Origin of the sequence: Pedobacter nutrimenti (assembly GCF_032678445.1) — a bacterium.
Taxonomy (GTDB): domain Bacteria; phylum Bacteroidota; class Bacteroidia; order Sphingobacteriales; family Sphingobacteriaceae; genus Pedobacter; species Pedobacter nutrimenti_A.
On record NZ_JAVTSQ010000007.1, the window covers coordinates 294520 to 311174 of the forward strand.

Consider the following 16655-nt stretch of genomic DNA (forward strand, 5'->3'; position numbering starts at 1 on the left):
AGGTCGTTCCGAATGGGTCGGAAAGGAAACCACTATCACAATTACATAAAATGAATACAGATCCAATAGCAGATTATCTTACAAGAGTAAGAAATGCCATCAAGGCAAATCACAGAATTGTAGAAATTCCTGCATCAAATCTTAAAAAGGAAATTACGAAAGTACTTTTTGACAAAGGTTACATCGCAAACTACAAGTTTGAAGATACCAATACTCAAGGTGTGATTAAAATCGCCCTTAAATACAATGCCATCACTAAAATTCCTGCAATCCGTACGTTAACCCGTATCAGTAAACCAGGTCTTAGACAGTATGCTGGTGTGGAGAATATGCCAAGAGTATTGAACGGTTTAGGTATCGCTATCCTATCTACTTCTAAAGGAGTAATGACGGATAAAGAAGCAGCTAAACTAAACATTGGTGGCGAAGTTTTGTGTCACGTTTATTAATTAAAGGAGGATAACAAAATGTCAAGAATAGGAAAAGCCCCGATTAGTATCCCTGCTGGTGTAACAATTACCATATCTAAAGATAACGTGGTAACTGTTAAAGGTCCAAAAGGTGAATTAAAGCAAGCAGTTGATTCAGATATCACTGTTAGTCAGGAAGAAGGCGTACTTACTGTACAACGTCCAACTGAGCAGAAAAGACACAAAGCATTGCACGGTTTATACCGTTCATTGTTAAACAATATGGTTATTGGTGTAACAGAAGGTTATAAATTACAACAAGAGTTGGTTGGTGTGGGTTACCGCGCTACAAACACAGGTAATACCCTGGATCTTGTTTTAGGTTATTCTCACCACTATGTGTTCCAGTTACCAGAAGAGATTAAAGTAACAACAACTTCAGAAAAAGGTCAGACGCCTAAAATCATTTTAGAAAGTATTGACAAACAACTGATCGGTCAGGTAGCAGCGAAAATCCGTTCGTTACGTGCACCAGAGCCATATAAAGGTAAAGGTATCAAGTTTGTAGGCGAAGTGTTAAGAAGAAAAGCAGGTAAATCGGCTTCTAAAAAATAATCATCATGGCAGGGAAAAAATTATCTCGTAGAGATCGTATAAAAAAAGGAATCAGAAAAAGATTAACAGGTTCCGAAAACCGTCCACGTTTATCGGTTTATAGAAGCAATAAAGGAATTTATGCTCAAATCATTAACGACGTAACCGGTAATACATTGGTTTCGGCATCATCTTTATCTAAAGATTTCGCTGGTAACGGTAACAAATCAGAGCAATCTGTTGCTGTAGGTAAATTGGTTGCTGAAAAAGCAATCGCAGCAGGTATCAAAGAAGTTGTGTTCGATAGAAATGGCTACTTATACCACGGACGTGTTAAATCATTGGCAGAAGGTGCCCGTGAAGCTGGTTTAGTATTTTAATCTGAAAATAGGATAAGAATGTCAACTATCAATATAAAAAGAGTTAAGACTAGCGAGATCGAATTAAAAGATCGTTTAGTTAGCATACAACGCGTTGCCAAAGTAACCAAAGGTGGACGTACTTTCAGCTTCTCAGCTATCGTAGTTGTTGGAGATGAAAACGGAATCGTAGGTTACGGTTTAGGTAAAGCGAAAGAGGTAACTGAAGCCATTGCTAAAGGCATCGATGATGCTAAAAAGAATTTGGTGAAAGTTCCTTTGTTGAACGGTACTGTTCCTCACGAGCAGATCGGTAAGTTCTCAGGTGGTTTTGTATTAATCAAACCAGCTGCAGTAGGTACCGGTGTTATTGCTGGTGGTGCGATGCGTGCTGTATTAGAGAGTGCAGGAGTACACAACGTATTAGCGAAATCAAAAGGATCTTCTAACCCGCACAACGTGGTTAAAGCGACTGTTGATGCATTAACTAAAATGCGTGATGCTTATACTGTAGCTCAGCACCGTGGTGTAGATTTAAATAAAGTTTTTAACGGATAATATTATGGCGAAGATCAAAATAACCCAGGTAAAAAGCATCATCGACAGAAGCGAGCGCCAAAAGAGAACGATGCAAGCGTTAGGTTTAACTAAATTAAACCAAAGCGTAGAGGTTGAAGCAACTGCTGCCATTATAGGTATGGTTAGAAAAGTTAATCATCTGGTAGCTATAGAGAGTTTATAATTATGAAGGTTGCAGAAAATGTATATATTTACATTTGCAACCTTTATATATGTTTAATCGTTGTCCCTGATTAGTGAAAGCGAAGGGCAACACAATAAGTTAATAATGAACTTAAGTAATTTAAAACCTGCAGCAGGTTCTACTAAAAATAGTAAGAGAATTGGTCGTGGTACCGGTTCAGGTCGTGGTGGTACTTCCACTCGTGGTCACAAAGGTGCTGGATCTCGTTCAGGTCACTCAACGAAAGTTGGATTTGAAGGTGGTCAGATGCCATTGCAACGTCGTGTACCTAAAGTAGGTTTCAAACCAATCAACCGTGTTGAGTATGTAGGCGTCAATTTAGATGTTTTACAAGGTTTAGCTGAAAAATTTAACTTAACTAGCATAGATTTTACTACCTTGCAAGAGCACGGTTTAGCATCTAAAAATGACTTAGTGAAAGTTCTTGGTCGTGGCGAAGTTAAATCTAAATTAGAGGTTAAAGCACATGCTTTTTCTGCAACCGCACAAAAAGCTATTGAGGCTGCTGGAGGCTCAATCGAAAAATTGTAATTAATGAAGAAGCTGTTTACTACTTTAAGTAATATTTGGAAAATTCAAGAATTGAAAGAGCGTATAGTATTTACGCTCATCATTCTTTTGGTTTATAGATTTGTTTCACACGTGGTTTTACCGGGTGTGGATGCAACTGCCTTAGGCAATAATGAAAAATCAGGTCTTTTAGGTCTATTGGATATGTTTGCCGGCGGATCTTTCTCTCGGGTCTCGATCTTAGCCTTGGGTGTTATGCCTTATATTTCTGCGTCCATTGTAGTTCAGTTACTCGGTATTGCTGTACCTTCTTTCCAGAAAATGCAAAAAGAGGGAGAAAGCGGCAGGAACAAATTAAATCAGATCACCAGGTATCTGACCGTAGCCATCACTGCCGTTCAGGCGGTAGGTTATGTTAAGACCCAGGTGCCTACTGAAGCCATCATCATCAATCATACACTTTTCTTTGTATTGGCAACGTTTGTGCTTTCTGCAGGTACATTATTCGTAATGTGGCTTGGAGAAAAGATCACTGATAAAGGTATCGGTAATGGTATATCCCTGATCATCATGGTGGGTATCATTGCGCGTTTGCCTATTGCTTTGCAACAGGAGATCAGTTCAAGGATCGTTGGTGAAGGTGGTGGTTTAATTGCTCTGGTATTAGAGATTGCAGCACTTTTTGGTGTGGTGATGTTTACTATTATGATTGTACAGGGTGTACGTAAAGTGCCTGTACAATACGCAAAACGTATTGTTGGTAACAGACAATTCGGTGGTGTAAGACAATATATCCCGCTAAAGGTAAATGCTGCCGGTGTAATGCCGATCATCTTTGCCCAGGCTTTAATGTTTATTCCTGCAACTTTAACTCAGTTTTTCCCTTCACTGCAAAATTCATGGCTGATTCAGTTTAGTGATTATACTTCACTGGCCTATAGTTTAACGTTTGCATTTTTAATCATTGCATTTACGTTCTTCTACACGGCTATAACAGTTAATCCTACGCAGATGTCGGATGATATGAAGAAAAACGGTGGTTTTATTCCTGGTATTAAACCGGGTTTATCAACCTCTTCGTTTATCGATGACGTGATTTCCAAGATCACCTTCCCAGGTGCAATCTTCCTGGCGATCATTGCTATCCTGCCTTCTATTGCAGTTAAATTTGGGATTAAATCAGAATTTGCGCACTTCTATGGAGGTACTTCATTATTGATCCTTGTAGGGGTTGTATTGGATACGTTACAGCAGATCGAGAGTTATTTGTTAATGCGTCACTACGATGGTTTGATGAAAACCGGTAGAGTTACTGGTCGTACGGGGATTCCTGCAGCGAACAGCAGCAGCGCTGTGATATAATATTAAGGATGTCGAAGATTTATTATAAGTCTGCAGAGGAAATCGAATTAATCAGAGAGAGTTCCTTACTGGTGTCAAAGACCTTAGCGGAGATCGCGAAAGTTATTGGGCCAGGTATGACAACCATGAGTTTGAATAAATTAGGAGAAACCTTTATAAGAGACAATGGGGGTATACCCGCATTCCTCAATTATAATGGTTTCCCTTATTCTCTTTGTATTTCGCCTAATGAGCAGGTTGTTCATGGGTTTCCAAGTGAATATGTGATACAAGAGGGTGATTTGATCTCTGTGGACTGCGGGGTCATCAAGAACAAATTTTTTGGTGATTCGGCGTATACATTTGCGATTGGTGAGATTGATGCTGAAAGGCAGAAGCTTATTGAAGTTACAAAACAATGTCTGGTAGCAGGGGTAGAGAAAGCCGTGGCGGGATCCAGGATTGGTGATGTAGGTTATGCAGTTCAAAAGCTTGCTGAAGATAACGGTTTTGGCGTGGTGAGAGAACTTGTTGGTCATGGTGTTGGTGTCCAGCTTCATGAAAAGCCAGAGGTTCCCAATTACGGTAAACGTGGTAGTGGTATTAAGTTAGAGGAGGGAATGGTAATTGCCATAGAGCCAATGATTAATGCCGGTACAGCAAACATTAAATTTTGGTCTGATGGTTGGACAGTTACCAGTAAGGATAACAGACCATCGGCACATTTTGAACACACAGTGGCCATCAAAAAGGGGAAAGCGGATGTTTTATCGACCTTTTCTCTAATTGAAGAAGTTTTAAATAAAAAAAGTGAATAATTAATTTTTTTTATTTAATTTTGCAACCCTGTTTGATAGCAGCTAATTAAGTAAAAATCAATATTATATGGCTAAACAAGCCTCAATTGAACAAGACGGTGTAATAAGAGAAGCATTATCGAATGCAATGTTCCGGGTTGAACTCGAAAACGGACATGAGATAATTGCACATATTTCGGGTAAAATGAGGATGCACTACATCAAAATTTTACCTGGAGACAAAGTAAAATTAGAGATGTCGCCTTACGATTTATCAAAAGGCAGGATTACTTATAGATATAAATAAAATGAAAGTTAGGTCATCAATTAAAAAACGTAGCGCTGATTGTAAGGTTATTCGTCGTAAAGGTAAACTTTACGTAATCAACAAGAAAAACCCTAAATACAAGCAACGTCAGGGATAAGAAATTATTGAAGTATGATTGGATTGAATGTACAGGTTACTCAATCTGTCGTTTAATCAAATAATCAACATTAGTATAAAATATGGCAAGGATATCAGGTATTGATTTACCAAGAAACAAAAGAGGCGAAATTGGATTAACTTACATCTTTGGTGTAGGCAGATCTACTGCTCAACGTATATTAACGGAAGCAGGTATCGATTTAAGCAAAAAAGTACAGGACTGGTCTGATGATGAATTATCAGCAATCCGTACCATTATCAACGAACAGATCAAAGTAGAAGGTGCTTTGCGTTCTGAAGTTCAGTTGAACATTAAACGTTTAATGGATATCGGCTGTTACCGTGGCCTACGTCACAGAAAAGGTTTACCAGTGCGTGGTCAACGTACTAAAAACAATTCTCGTACACGTAAAGGCAAGAGAAAAACAGTTGCTAACAAGAAAAAAGCTACTAAATAATATTAGTATCGAAGTATAATTATGGCTAAGAGTAAAAAAGTAACCAAAAAGCGTATTGTTGTTATTGAGTCTGTTGGTCAGGCCCACATCAATGCTACTTTTAACAATATCATTGTTACGTTAACAAATAACAATGGTCAAACGATTTCATGGTCTTCAGCAGGTAAAATGGGATTCAAGGGTTCTAAAAAGAACACTCCATATGCTGCAGGACAAGCTGCATCTGATTGCGGTAAAGTAGCGTTTGATCTTGGTCTGCGTAAAGTAGAAGTATTTGTTAAAGGTCCAGGTTCAGGCCGCGAGTCTGCAATCAGAACTTTACAAGTAGCAGGTATTGAAGTAATGTCTATTAAAGATATTACCCCACTTCCTCACAACGGTTGTCGTCCACCGAAAAAGAGAAGAGTTTAATTATTAATTTTTAAAGCTAAGAGTCTGCAGCTACAGGTTGCACGATACTTTAAAACAAAGAAGAAATGGCAAGATATACAGGACCTAAGTCCAAAATCGCGCGTAAATTCAGAGAGCCAATTTTCGGCCCTGATAAGGTATTAGATAGAAAAAATTATCCTCCTGGACAGCATGGTGCTTCCAAAAGAAGAGGAAAACAATCTGAGTACGCTGTACAGTTAATGGAAAAACAAAAAGTGAAATATACTTATGGTGTATTAGAGCGTCAGTTCCGTAACTTATTTACAAAAGCGTCATCACGTCAGGGTATTACCGGTGATAACTTATTGCAATTATTAGAAGCCCGTTTAGATAATACGGTTTACAGATTGGGTATTGCAACTACACGTTCAGCTGCACGTCAGTTAGTTAGCCATAAACACGTAACAGTGAATGGTGAAGTGGTAAATATTCCTTCTTATCAGTTAAAAGCGGGTGATGTTATTGCAGTTCGCGAGAAATCGAAAACTTTAGAAGCAATCACGAACTCTGTTGCTGGAAGAGTAATCAATAAATTCAATTGGTTAGACTGGGATGCAAAAGAACTTACTGGTAAGTTCCTTGCTTATCCAAACCGCGACGAGATTCCGGAAAATATAAAAGAGAACCTTATAGTAGAGTTGTACTCTAAGTAACAATCTTCATTAACTGCCTTCGGGCAGTTAATTTTTTTTGCGTTACAAAATTTTAATAACGATCTAAAAACATTATAAATGGCAATTTTAGCATTTCAGAAACCCGATAAGGTAATCATGCAGAAATCAACTGATTTCGATGGTACATTTGAATTTCGTCCTTTAGAGCCCGGTTTCGGTGTAACAATTGGTAATGCCTTAAGAAGAATTTTATTGTCTTCACTAGAAGGTTATGCCATTACTAGTATTCGTTTTTCTGGCGTTTCCCATGAGTTTTCTACCATGAAAGGTGTGGTTGAAGACTTAACTGAAATCATTCTTAACTTGAAACAAGTTCGTTTTAAGAAAGTTGGTGATGTGGGTGATTCTGAAAAGGTTTTCATCATAGTAAGTGGACAAGATCAGTTTAAAGCAGGTGATGTTACTAAATTCTCCAGCAATTTTGAGGTTTTAAACCCTGAGCTGGTGATCTGCAATATGGAGAAATCTGTAACTTTAGAGGTGGAACTGACCATCAATAAAGGACGCGGTTATGTTCCTGCAGAAGAGAATAAAATTAATGATGCTGTTGTTGGAGTAATCGCTATCGATTCGATCTTTACCCCAATGAAAAATGTAAAATACACGATTGAAAACTATCGTGTTGAACAGAAAACAGATTACGAGAAGTTAATCTTAGATATTTCAACAGACGGATCTATCCATCCTGAAGAAGCATTAAAAGAAGCTGCAAAAATCCTGATCCAGCATTTCATGCTGTTCTCTGATGAGAACCTGGTACTGGAATCTCAGGCTAAAGAAGAAACTAAAGAAGTTGATGAGGAAATCCTGCATATGCGTAAGATCCTTAAAACTGAACTGGTTGATTTGGACCTGTCGGTGCGTGCATTGAACTGCTTAAAAGCAGCTGATATCCGTACACTGGCTGACCTTGTATCTTATGATGTAGCTGATATGTTGAAATTCAGAAACTTTGGTAAAAAATCATTGACTGAAATTCAGGAACTGGTAAAATCTAAAAGTTTATCTTTTGGAATGAACCTGTCTAAATTCAAGTTAGACGAAGAATAAAAAACAAATAACATATTGTTAATCGTGTGTAATTCCCTCGGATTAATTTCAAAGAGACGGTACACAAGAATAAATTAAAAAATGAGACACGGTAAAAAAGTAAACCACTTAGGAAGAACAGATTCACATCGTAGAGCGATGCTGGCTAACATGGCTTCATCACTTATTAAAAACAAAAGGATCTCAACTACTTTGGCCAAAGCAAAAGCTTTACGTATGTATGTTGAACCTATTATCACTAAATCTAAAAATGATACCACACATTCTCGTCGTATTGTATTTAGCTATTTACAGGATAAAGATACGGTTACTGAATTGTTCCGCGATGTAGCTGCTAAAGTAGCTAACCGTCCAGGTGGTTATACAAGGATCATCAAGTTGAACAATCGTTTGGGTGATAACGCGGAAATGGCATTGATCGAGTTGGTTGATTACAACGAGGTTTATGGTAAAGAAGCTGAATCAGCTGAAAAGAAAACAACTCGTCGTGGTAGAAGCAAAGCTAAAAAAGCGGATGCACCTGCTAAAGAAGAGAAAGTTGCTGAAGCTAAAGCTGAAGAAGTTGTTGAAGAAACACCTGCTAAAGAAGAAGCTGCTACTGAAGAGAAAGCAGAAGATAAAGGCGAATAGTCTAATCTTTTTTCTAAAATATAAAAGCCCTGTCCGGATCGGACAGGGCTTTTTTGCTATAGGGACATCGTTAGTTGTTCATTGCTTGGGCTGGCATAGTAATCCCTTAGCACATCCCAATGTTTTCCATTGTGTTTCAGCAGGGTAAAATGATTGACCAGGAATTCGGCTTTTAGCTTTCGTTTTTTATACTGTTGCATGATTTTGGGATAGACTTCCTTGGCATCCCGGTAGGCAATCGTAATATGCGGTGTTAATGGACCTTTGGGTGCAGCATTATATAATTTTAAAACTGATTTTAAATTGTTATAAACTAAAGTGAGTGCACTGCTCTTTTTAGCCTGTATATAGATTGTATGTTCTGGAAAGCCGTCGAAGTTTTCTAACTTTTGCACAAATGGTGTGAAATTACATGCGGTTTTCAGGCTTTCTGAAAGCTGGGATTCCATACCTGCGGGTAGTTTAAAAGGTGGTACAAGTGTAATGTGTACTGGTGGTTTTAATGCTGCATATACTCCATGGTCATGGGCGCATTCTTTTCTGATTCCGTCAATCATTGTACTGAGATCCTGGTCTGGAAGGATGGCTATAAAATAAAGGTTGTCCATAAACTTGAAATTACTAAATATATTAGTAATTTCAAAATGCCGGAATACTTGCTGCTCAGATTTTCCTTTTCAAATGGTTATCTTTGATGCGTAATTCATTTCCATGTCCAATCAAGATCATATACAGCAATTTCAGCAAGAGCTAACAGAAAGCATTTCTACGGGTACATTTATTAAAACTTCCCTGGGGAATTATCAGGGAAATGAAAAGGAGTTAAAGAACATTTATGTCCGGAGGGTGAAGATCAAAAGAACAGATATGCTCTCATTTACTTATCGTTATAAAACAAGGGATATCTTTAAGAATTATTCGCTGGATGAGGGGGTTCGAATGATTGCTCAGTTGATCAGCAATGATTTTAAAGTATGTACTTTATTTACGACGCAGAAGGAGCTTATTCTGGAGCATCATTTGAAAGGGGGGATCGCTATCAGGGAGTCGCTGGTAAAGGGTACTGTTGTTCCTGATCTGGCCCATAATAAGGAGAAGAAAAGACTGATTAAACCTGCGGTTGACAGGAATTATCTGCATGATCTGAACATTACAGATGGGCAGGGAGAGGTATTTAAAAATGCGCAGGATAAGTATAAACAGATTAACCAATATATTGAATTGCTAAGCCCTATGCTTAAGGAGCTGCCGGCAGGATCACTAAAGAAGGTGGCGGATATGGGTTCGGGAAAGGGGTATCTTACGTTTGCCTTATATGATTACCTGCAAAATGTTTTGGGCCAGGATGTTCAGGTGACGGGCGTGGAGTATAGGGAGGATTTGGTTAATCTTTGTAATCGTATCGCGGTTAAGTCGGGTTTTACCGGATTGAGTTTTGCGGAGGGATCCATTCAGGAATTTGACGCTTCTTCTACTGATCTGCTTATTGCATTACATGCTTGCGATACGGCAACTGATGATGCAATTTTCAAAGGAATTAAAGCCGGAGCGAAACTTATTGTAGTGGCTCCCTGTTGCCACAAACAAATTAGAAAAGAAATTGTTAAAGGTAAAAAGAAGAACGAATTGGATTTTTTGATCAGACATGGAATATTTCTGGAGCGACAGGCAGAAATGGTAACTGATGGAATGAGAGCGTTGATATTGGAGTATTTTGGCTATAAGACAAAAGTGATGCAGTTTATATCTGATGCGCATACACCTAAAAATGTTCTGGTTGTAGGGGTGAAAACAAAAGATAGTCCTGACATCCGGAAAGAGGTTCTGGAGAAGATCAGAGAAACAAAAGCTTATTTTGGAATCGGCCATCACCATTTGGAGCGGCTTCTTGGACTAGAGGCGTAGGATTATGCCAACCTGTCAGAGGGTGATGGGGTTCTGATTTACATTTTAGCAGGCTTGGAAGGGCTATATATGTCAATTCTCTGCCAAATATAAATTGGCACAACCCTTGTTTAGTACGAGTTATCGAATTAGTATAACATTAAAAGATATAATAAAAATGGGAAAAATTATTGGTATAGACTTAGGAACAACGAACTCTTGCGTAGCCGTAATGGAAGGTAACGAACCTGTAGTTATAGCCAACAGTGAAGGTAAACGTACAACGCCATCTATTGTTGCTTTTGCAGAGAACGGTGAGCGTAAGGTAGGTGAGCCGGCTAAACGTCAGGCGATCACCAATCCTACAAAGACAATTTATTCAATTAAGCGCTTTATGGGAAGCAGCTTTGCGGAAGTAACTAAAGAAGCAGGCCGTGTTCCTTATAAGGTAGTTAAAGGCGACAATAATACACCTCGCGTGGAAATTGACGACCGTAAATATACTCCTCAGGAGATCTCTGCAATGATCTTGCAGAAAATGAAAAAAACAGCAGAAGACTTTTTAGGTCATGAAGTAACAGAAGCAGTAATTACTGTTCCTGCTTATTTTAATGACGCACAGCGTCAGGCTACTAAAGAGGCTGGTGAAATTGCTGGTTTAACAGTTAAACGTATCATTAACGAGCCTACTGCTGCTGCTTTGGCTTATGGCCTGGATAAAGCCCACAAAGACATGAAAATTGTGGTTTTTGACTGTGGTGGTGGTACACATGACGTTTCTGTTTTAGAATTAGGTGATGGTGTTTTTGAAGTGAAATCTACTGATGGTGATACACACCTTGGTGGTGATGACTTTGACCACATTATCATTGAATGGTTAGCGGGTGAATTCAAAAATGAATATGGTATGGACCTTCACCAGGATCCAATGGCATTACAACGTTTGAAAGAAGCTGCTGAGAAAGCTAAAATTGAGTTATCAAGCACAACTTCTACAGAGATCAACTTACCGTATATCACTGCTGATGCTACAGGTCCTAAACACTTGGTTAGAACACTTAGCCGTGCTAAATTTGAGCAATTGGCAAGTGACTTGATCAAACGTACTATTGATCCTTGTAAATCTGCCTTGAAAAATGCCGGTTTAAAAACTTCTGATATTGATGAGATTATCTTAGTAGGTGGATCAACTCGTATTCCTGCAATTCAGGAGGCTGTTAAAGCTTTCTTTGGTAAAGAGCCATCTAAAGGTGTTAACCCGGATGAGGTGGTCGCTATCGGAGCTGCAATCCAGGGTGGTGTATTGACTGGTGAAGTTAAAGATGTATTGTTATTGGATGTTACGCCATTATCTTTAGGTATTGAAACTATGGGTGGTGTAATGACTAAATTAATTGAAGCCAATACAACTATTCCTTCTAAAAAAGCAGAAACTTTCTCTACAGCTGCTGATAACCAACCTTCTGTTGAGATCCATATTTTACAGGGCGAACGTCCTATGGCTGCTCAGAACCGTACAATTGGTCGTTTCATTTTGGATGGTATTCCACCAGCACCTCGTGGCGTACCTCAGGTTGAAGTTGCTTTTGATATTGATGCCAACGGTATCTTACACGTAAGTGCTAAAGATAAAGCGACAGGTAAAGAGCAAAAGATCCGTATTGAAGCTTCTTCTGGTTTAACAGACGAAGAGATCAAAAAAATGAAAGAAGAAGCAGAGCAAAATGCAGAAGCTGATAAAGTGGCTAAAGAAGAAGCTGACAAAATCAACAGCGCTGATGCACTGATCTTCTCTACAGAGAAACAACTGAAAGAATTTGGTGAGAAGATTTCTGCAGATAAAAAAGCGCCTATTGAAGAAGGTTTGAAAAAACTGAAAGACGCACATGCTGCCAGAAACTTTGCTGATATTGATGCGGCTCAGACTGCACTTCAGGAAGCATGGAATGCAGCTTCTGAAGAGATGTATAAAGCAGGTCAGGATGGTGCTGCACAACCAGAAGGTGGTGCTGAGCAACATGGTGAGCAAGCAGGTAACGGAGGTGATAATGTAACTGACGTTGACTTTGAAGAAGTAAAAGACGATAAAAAATAATCGTTGAATTCATAAAAAGAAAGCCCCCTGGTCATAAAGATCAGGGGGCTTCTTTTTTTATGGGTTAAAAACGTATTAATTCCAAAGGCTTTGAGGATAAGTTCCGTCTTTTACAAGCTGATCTATACTGGCTTGTACAAAAGGCTTGTCTTCTTTGTAGGTTACACCAAACCACTGACTGTCGGTAGGGATAACTTTAAATGAGGCTGTATCCGTTTTTACAAGGTTTTCTCCAATCAGGGGAATAAAGAACTCGGCTTTTGGTTTGTCTTTATTTTCTAAAGCGAAAACCTTGAAAAGTTCTTCCGTTAGTTTAAACACTGCAGGAGTGAATCCCCAGAAGTTCATAGAAACGGGGGTGTCATATTCCAGCGGATATTCTGTTCCGTTCTCTTCATAGACGATTGTATCGTCTTTTTTGTAAACCTGGGTACGTTCAGTAATTTCCTCAAGATATCCGGCGTCGTTGGTCTTGCAAACACCACGGGATACAGAACCGAAATCAGATAATGTTTTTCCAATCTGATATCCAACAATAGAATAGTTGCTGTCTGTTGCTTCTTCTGTTAAAAAGTCCACCATTTTTTTAAAGGCATCAAATCCATAATAATCATCAGCATTGATCACACAAAATGGTTCTTTGATTACTTTTCTTCCGGATAGGATTGCGTGAGCTGTCCCCCATGGCTTTTCACGATAGATCTCTTCTTCAATTCCAAATTGTTTAAGGTCGAAGTTTTGAAATACGTAATCTGTCTCAATTCTTCCATTGAGCTTAGGTTCAAATATGGCTTTAAAATTTTCTACGAATTCTTCTTTGATGATAAAGACTACTTTTCCAAATCCTGCTTTGATGGCATCATAGATAGAATAGTCAATGATTGTTTCTCCATTTGGGCCAAAGCCATCTATTTGCTTCATACTGCCATAGCGGCTTGCCATACCAGCTGCCAAAATTAATAAGGTAGGTTTCATTTTCATGCGACGAAAATAATCATTTGAGTTTATATTTTAATTTGTTTTTTTTGGTGTTTTGAAGTTAATTCTCTTTATAATAGTGCTTTAGAATTTCAGAGCCCAAATAGTCCTTTGCCCCCACTGTTGCGTGACTTTTTGCCCGTGAGCATTCCGAATATTCCCCTTACAATTTCCTTGCCGATTTGCCGGGTAATTGTGGCGCCCATGACCTGTTCGATTAAACTCTTCTCTTGTTTTCCGGAGCTGGTGCTTGTGGTTTCGCTCTGTTGCTCTTCTGCAAGTTTATCATTGACTCTGTTGGTGAGCATTTCGTAGGCACTTTCCCGGTCAATGGCTACAGCATATTTTTTAGTTAGGGGACTGGACGCAAGGAGATTGTTATAGTCCGCGGTAGCCATTGGCCCCATGATGGACCTCGGGGAGGACAGCAGCGTAGCAGAGACTTCAGTTGGAATGCCTTTTTCGTTTAACACAGTGATCAGCGCCTGGCCTGTTCCTAAAGAGGTCAATACTTTATCAATCTGATAGAAATCTGATCTGGGGTAGGTATTAACTGTCTTTTTTAAAGCATCAGCATCATTGGGAGTAAATACCCGTAAGGCATGTTGTATACGGTTACCGAGTTGGGATAGTATGCTTTCTGGTACGTCTGTCGGTGCCTGGGTGCAAAAGAAGATGCCTATGCCCTTAGATCGGATCAGTCTTATAATGGTCTCGATTTGTTCCAGAAATGCTTTAGAGGAGTTCTTAAAGAGTAAATGAGCTTCATCAAAGAAGAAGACCAGTTTAGGTTTATCCAGGTCTCCCGCTTCTGGCATATTATAAAAGATTTCTGCCAGCAGGCTGAGTAGAAAGGTAGAATAAAGAACAGGCTGGCTCTGTACATCGGAAATGTTAAGCAGGCTGATTACCCCTTTTCCATCTGTTCGGCCAAAAAGGTCTTCTATGTCAAACGAGGGTTCACCAAATATGTCGGCCAGTCCTTGTTGCTCGATGGCAACAATCTTTCTTAAGATGGTTCCGGCAGTTGCCGGAGATATTTTTCCGTACGAACTTTTGATTTCGTCGGCGCCTTCGCCTTCAGAAAGATAGGATACAAGTTTTTTGAGGTCTTTCAGGTCAATGACAGGCATTTTATTGTCATCGGCATATTTGAAGATCACAGCAAGAACGCCGGTTTGAGTATCATTGAGATCCAGTATCTTCGACAGTAAGGTTGGCCCAAATTCCAAAACAGTTGCGCGCATTTGTGCGCCCAGTTTTCCGGAAAGGGAATAAAGTTCGATAGGAAAGCCTGAGGGGCTAAAGGGTTTGTGCAACTGGGTAGCTCTTTCCTCGATTTTCGCATTGCTTTCCCCGGGCTGATAAAGGCCGGATAAATCTCCTTTAACGTCTAGCATAAATACCGGTACACCTGCATCAGAAAGTTGTTCTGCCAGTAATTGCAGGGTACGTGTTTTTCCCGTTCCGGTTGCACCGGCCACTAGTCCGTGGCGGTTCATCATTTTTAAAGAAAGATTTACTTCAGCTTCGGCAAGTACATTACCATTGAGCATTCCGGCACCTAAATAGATGCTGGAGCCACTTGGGGTGTAAGAAGCTTTGATTTTTTCTGTAAAACCTGCAGATTGATCACTCATAGGAAGAAATAATTTATGTAAAAGAAAGCGTGCCTGGTAGCCACCGGGCACGCTTTCTTGATATTTTATGTTTTACTATTGACCATATCTGAAATCATGGTCCTTTTTTATGTTCAGTAAGGTCTGATAGATCAGGCTGATCACATTGTCCACATCTTCTTTGTGTATCATCTCTACTGTAGTGTGCATGTAGCGCAGAGGAAGAGAGATTAATGCAGAAGGTACACCGCCATTGGAGTAAGCAAAAGCATCTGTATCTGTTCCTGTAGAACGGGAAGAAGCCTGGCGCTGAAAAGGAATATCATTTTTCTGTGCGGTTTCGATCAGTAATTTATTCAGATTGGTTTGTACAGCTGGTGCGTAAGAAACCACCGGTCCTCTGCCACAGGCAAGGTCTCCCTGAGTAATTTTATTGATCATTGGAGTTGTGGTGTCGTGTGTAACGTCGGTAACGATAGCAACATGAGGCTCAATGCGTTCCGCGATCATTTCTGCTCCGCGCAGACCAATTTCTTCCTGTACAGAATTTACGATATACAGGGCAAAAGGAAGTTTCTTTTTATTTTCATGAAGGAGTCTGGCTACTTCTGCGATCATAAAGCCTCCTGCACGGTTGTCCAGGGCGCGGCCTACATAATAGCGATCATTTAAAACCATAAATTCATCTTCATAAGTGATGACACAGCCAACATGGATACCTAAGTTTTCCACTTCTTCTTTGCTGGTACATCCGCAATCGAGGAAGATATTTTTTAAAGCTGGGGCTTCTTCTTTTTCTCCGCTCCTGGTATGAATGGCAGGCCAGCCGAACACGGCTTTAACCATGCCCTTATCTGTATGGATATTAACTCTTTTTGAAGGTGCAATCTGATGGTCTGATCCGCCATTGCGGATCACGTAGATCAAGCCTTCAGGAGTGATATAATTAACGAACCAGGAGATTTCATCTGCATGGGCTTCAATGACAACTCTATAATCTGCTTTTGGGTTAATTACGCCAACTGCTGTGCCATAGTTGTCAATGAAACTTTCATCGATATATGGCTTCAGGTAATCCAGCCATAATTTCTGGCCCGGATATTCAAAGCCGGTAGGCGATGGGTTATTGATATATTTTTCAAAAAATTGAAGCGATTTTTTATTGACTACAGGTACATGTTTCTGTTTTTCGTCTTTCTTTTTACTCATAATGTTAAATATAAAGTTCTAATTCCATAATGACAAAATCAAAGCCATTTTGGAAGAAAGTTGTGTCGGTTTTCTGGAAGCCAAATTTGGCATAAAAGGGTGCTGCATTGACCCGGGCATTACACCAGATTTTTTTTGCACCTGTTTTTTTGACAAATGCAATGAGGTGTGCAAGGAGTTGACTGCCATAGCCTTTTCCTTGTTCTTCGGGTAGTGTAGCGAATTTACGGAACTGATAGGTATCTCCTTGTTCAAAGAGGGAAACTACTGCGCTTAACTGATCACCGATATACAGGCCAAAATGAATGCCTTTGTTATCGTCATCCAATTTTACACTGTCGTAAGGCATATCGGGATACATGGCTTCGTGCCTGATCCTCCAGGTTAGTGAAGGTTGGATCTGTTCTATTTGAATTGCTGGCATG

22 protein-coding genes are annotated in these 16655 nt (G+C 39.5%); 17 read left to right on the forward strand and 5 right to left on the reverse strand.

Annotated features, from left to right (window positions below; all coding sequences use genetic code 11):
* Positions 1 to 50 precede the first annotated feature (50 nt).
* The 15 genes from rpsH (at position 51) to rplQ (ending at position 8445) form a co-directional block, all read left to right on the forward strand.
* Positions 51 to 449 carry a 30S ribosomal protein S8 gene (rpsH, locus tag R2S08_RS14715; RefSeq protein WP_108554175.1) on the forward strand — a complete coding sequence of 133 codons (399 nt, stop codon included), beginning with the start codon at positions 51 to 53 and terminating at the stop codon, positions 447 to 449.
* Positions 450 to 467: 18 nt separating this feature from the next.
* Positions 468 to 1025 (forward strand): 50S ribosomal protein L6, encoded by a 558-nt coding sequence (rplF, locus tag R2S08_RS14720; RefSeq protein WP_133778965.1) that lies wholly within the window; start codon positions 468 to 470, stop codon positions 1023 to 1025.
* Between the two features lie 5 nt (positions 1026 to 1030).
* Positions 1031 to 1384 carry a 50S ribosomal protein L18 gene (rplR, locus tag R2S08_RS14725; protein ID WP_108554173.1) on the forward strand — a complete coding sequence of 118 codons (354 nt, stop codon included), beginning with the start codon at positions 1031 to 1033 and terminating at the stop codon, positions 1382 to 1384.
* An 18-nt stretch (positions 1385 to 1402) separates the two neighbouring features.
* Complete coding sequence (gene rpsE, locus R2S08_RS14730; RefSeq protein ID WP_108554172.1) at positions 1403 to 1921, forward strand: 30S ribosomal protein S5; 519 nt, start codon at positions 1403 to 1405, stop codon at positions 1919 to 1921.
* A gap of 4 nt (positions 1922 to 1925) precedes the next feature.
* A complete protein-coding gene (rpmD, locus tag R2S08_RS14735; protein ID WP_108554171.1) occupies positions 1926 to 2105 on the forward strand; it encodes a 50S ribosomal protein L30 in 180 nt (59 codons plus the stop codon).
* A gap of 105 nt (positions 2106 to 2210) precedes the next feature.
* A complete protein-coding gene (gene rplO / locus R2S08_RS14740) occupies positions 2211 to 2657 on the forward strand; it encodes a 50S ribosomal protein L15 (RefSeq protein WP_108554184.1) in 447 nt (148 codons plus the stop codon).
* A gap of 3 nt (positions 2658 to 2660) precedes the next feature.
* Positions 2661 to 3998, forward strand: a complete 1338-nt coding sequence (secY, locus tag R2S08_RS14745) for a preprotein translocase subunit SecY (RefSeq protein ID WP_133778964.1) — start codon at positions 2661 to 2663, stop codon at positions 3996 to 3998.
* Between the two features lie 8 nt (positions 3999 to 4006).
* Positions 4007 to 4795 carry a type I methionyl aminopeptidase gene (gene map / locus R2S08_RS14750; protein WP_133778963.1) on the forward strand — a complete coding sequence of 263 codons (789 nt, stop codon included), beginning with the start codon at positions 4007 to 4009 and terminating at the stop codon, positions 4793 to 4795.
* 67 nt (positions 4796 to 4862) lie between these two features.
* Positions 4863 to 5081, forward strand: coding sequence for a translation initiation factor IF-1 (infA, locus tag R2S08_RS14755; protein ID WP_008244555.1), 219 nt, complete (start codon positions 4863 to 4865; stop codon positions 5079 to 5081).
* A 1-nt stretch (position 5082) separates the two neighbouring features.
* Positions 5083 to 5199, forward strand: a complete 117-nt coding sequence (gene rpmJ, locus R2S08_RS14760) for a 50S ribosomal protein L36 (protein WP_107214554.1) — start codon at positions 5083 to 5085, stop codon at positions 5197 to 5199.
* Between the two features lie 82 nt (positions 5200 to 5281).
* Positions 5282 to 5659: a 30S ribosomal protein S13 gene (rpsM, locus tag R2S08_RS14765; RefSeq protein WP_133778962.1), complete on the forward strand. Its 378-nt coding sequence runs from the start codon at positions 5282 to 5284 to the stop codon at positions 5657 to 5659.
* Between the two features lie 21 nt (positions 5660 to 5680).
* Positions 5681 to 6070 carry a 30S ribosomal protein S11 gene (gene rpsK, locus R2S08_RS14770; RefSeq protein WP_055910073.1) on the forward strand — a complete coding sequence of 130 codons (390 nt, stop codon included), beginning with the start codon at positions 5681 to 5683 and terminating at the stop codon, positions 6068 to 6070.
* A gap of 65 nt (positions 6071 to 6135) precedes the next feature.
* The gene (gene rpsD / locus R2S08_RS14775) at positions 6136 to 6744 is read left to right on the forward strand and encodes a 30S ribosomal protein S4 (protein ID WP_108555016.1); all 609 of its coding nucleotides are present in this window, start codon (positions 6136 to 6138) and stop codon (positions 6742 to 6744) included.
* Positions 6745 to 6822: 78 nt separating this feature from the next.
* Positions 6823 to 7815: a DNA-directed RNA polymerase subunit alpha gene (locus R2S08_RS14780; protein ID WP_108555017.1), complete on the forward strand. Its 993-nt coding sequence runs from the start codon at positions 6823 to 6825 to the stop codon at positions 7813 to 7815.
* 81 nt (positions 7816 to 7896) lie between these two features.
* Positions 7897 to 8445, forward strand: a complete 549-nt coding sequence (gene rplQ / locus R2S08_RS14785) for a 50S ribosomal protein L17 (protein ID WP_108555018.1) — start codon at positions 7897 to 7899, stop codon at positions 8443 to 8445.
* A 56-nt stretch (positions 8446 to 8501) separates the two neighbouring features.
* Here the strand turns inward: rplQ and R2S08_RS14790 are convergent, their stop codons facing one another.
* Positions 8502 to 9053, reverse strand: a complete 552-nt coding sequence (locus R2S08_RS14790; RefSeq protein ID WP_316835869.1) for a 2'-5' RNA ligase family protein — start codon at positions 9051 to 9053, stop codon at positions 8502 to 8504.
* A 103-nt stretch (positions 9054 to 9156) separates the two neighbouring features.
* Here R2S08_RS14790 and R2S08_RS14795 point away from each other — a divergent pair, with 103 nt between their 5' ends.
* Both R2S08_RS14795 and dnaK read left to right on the forward strand, forming a co-directional pair.
* Entirely contained in the window at positions 9157 to 10350 is a 1194-nt protein-coding gene (locus R2S08_RS14795) for an SAM-dependent methyltransferase (protein WP_316835870.1), read from the forward strand.
* 157 nt (positions 10351 to 10507) lie between these two features.
* The gene (dnaK, locus tag R2S08_RS14800; protein ID WP_316835871.1) at positions 10508 to 12424 is read left to right on the forward strand and encodes a molecular chaperone DnaK; all 1917 of its coding nucleotides are present in this window, start codon (positions 10508 to 10510) and stop codon (positions 12422 to 12424) included.
* A 75-nt stretch (positions 12425 to 12499) separates the two neighbouring features.
* Here the strand turns inward: dnaK and R2S08_RS14805 are convergent, their stop codons facing one another.
* The 4 genes from R2S08_RS14805 to R2S08_RS14820 all read right to left on the reverse strand — a co-directional run bounded on the left by R2S08_RS14805 (position 12500) and on the right by R2S08_RS14820 (position 16654).
* Complete coding sequence (locus R2S08_RS14805; RefSeq protein ID WP_133778957.1) at positions 12500 to 13399, reverse strand: NDP-sugar synthase; 900 nt, start codon at positions 13397 to 13399, stop codon at positions 12500 to 12502.
* A gap of 95 nt (positions 13400 to 13494) precedes the next feature.
* The gene (locus tag R2S08_RS14810) at positions 13495 to 15042 is read right to left on the reverse strand and encodes a helicase HerA-like domain-containing protein (protein WP_316835872.1); all 1548 of its coding nucleotides are present in this window, start codon (positions 15040 to 15042) and stop codon (positions 13495 to 13497) included.
* Between the two features lie 75 nt (positions 15043 to 15117).
* Positions 15118 to 16230 carry a M42 family metallopeptidase gene (locus tag R2S08_RS14815; protein ID WP_199078207.1) on the reverse strand — a complete coding sequence of 371 codons (1113 nt, stop codon included), beginning with the start codon at positions 16228 to 16230 and terminating at the stop codon, positions 15118 to 15120.
* A 4-nt stretch (positions 16231 to 16234) separates the two neighbouring features.
* Complete coding sequence (locus R2S08_RS14820; protein WP_316835873.1) at positions 16235 to 16654, reverse strand: GNAT family N-acetyltransferase; 420 nt, start codon at positions 16652 to 16654, stop codon at positions 16235 to 16237.
* Position 16655: the final 1 nt, after the last annotated feature.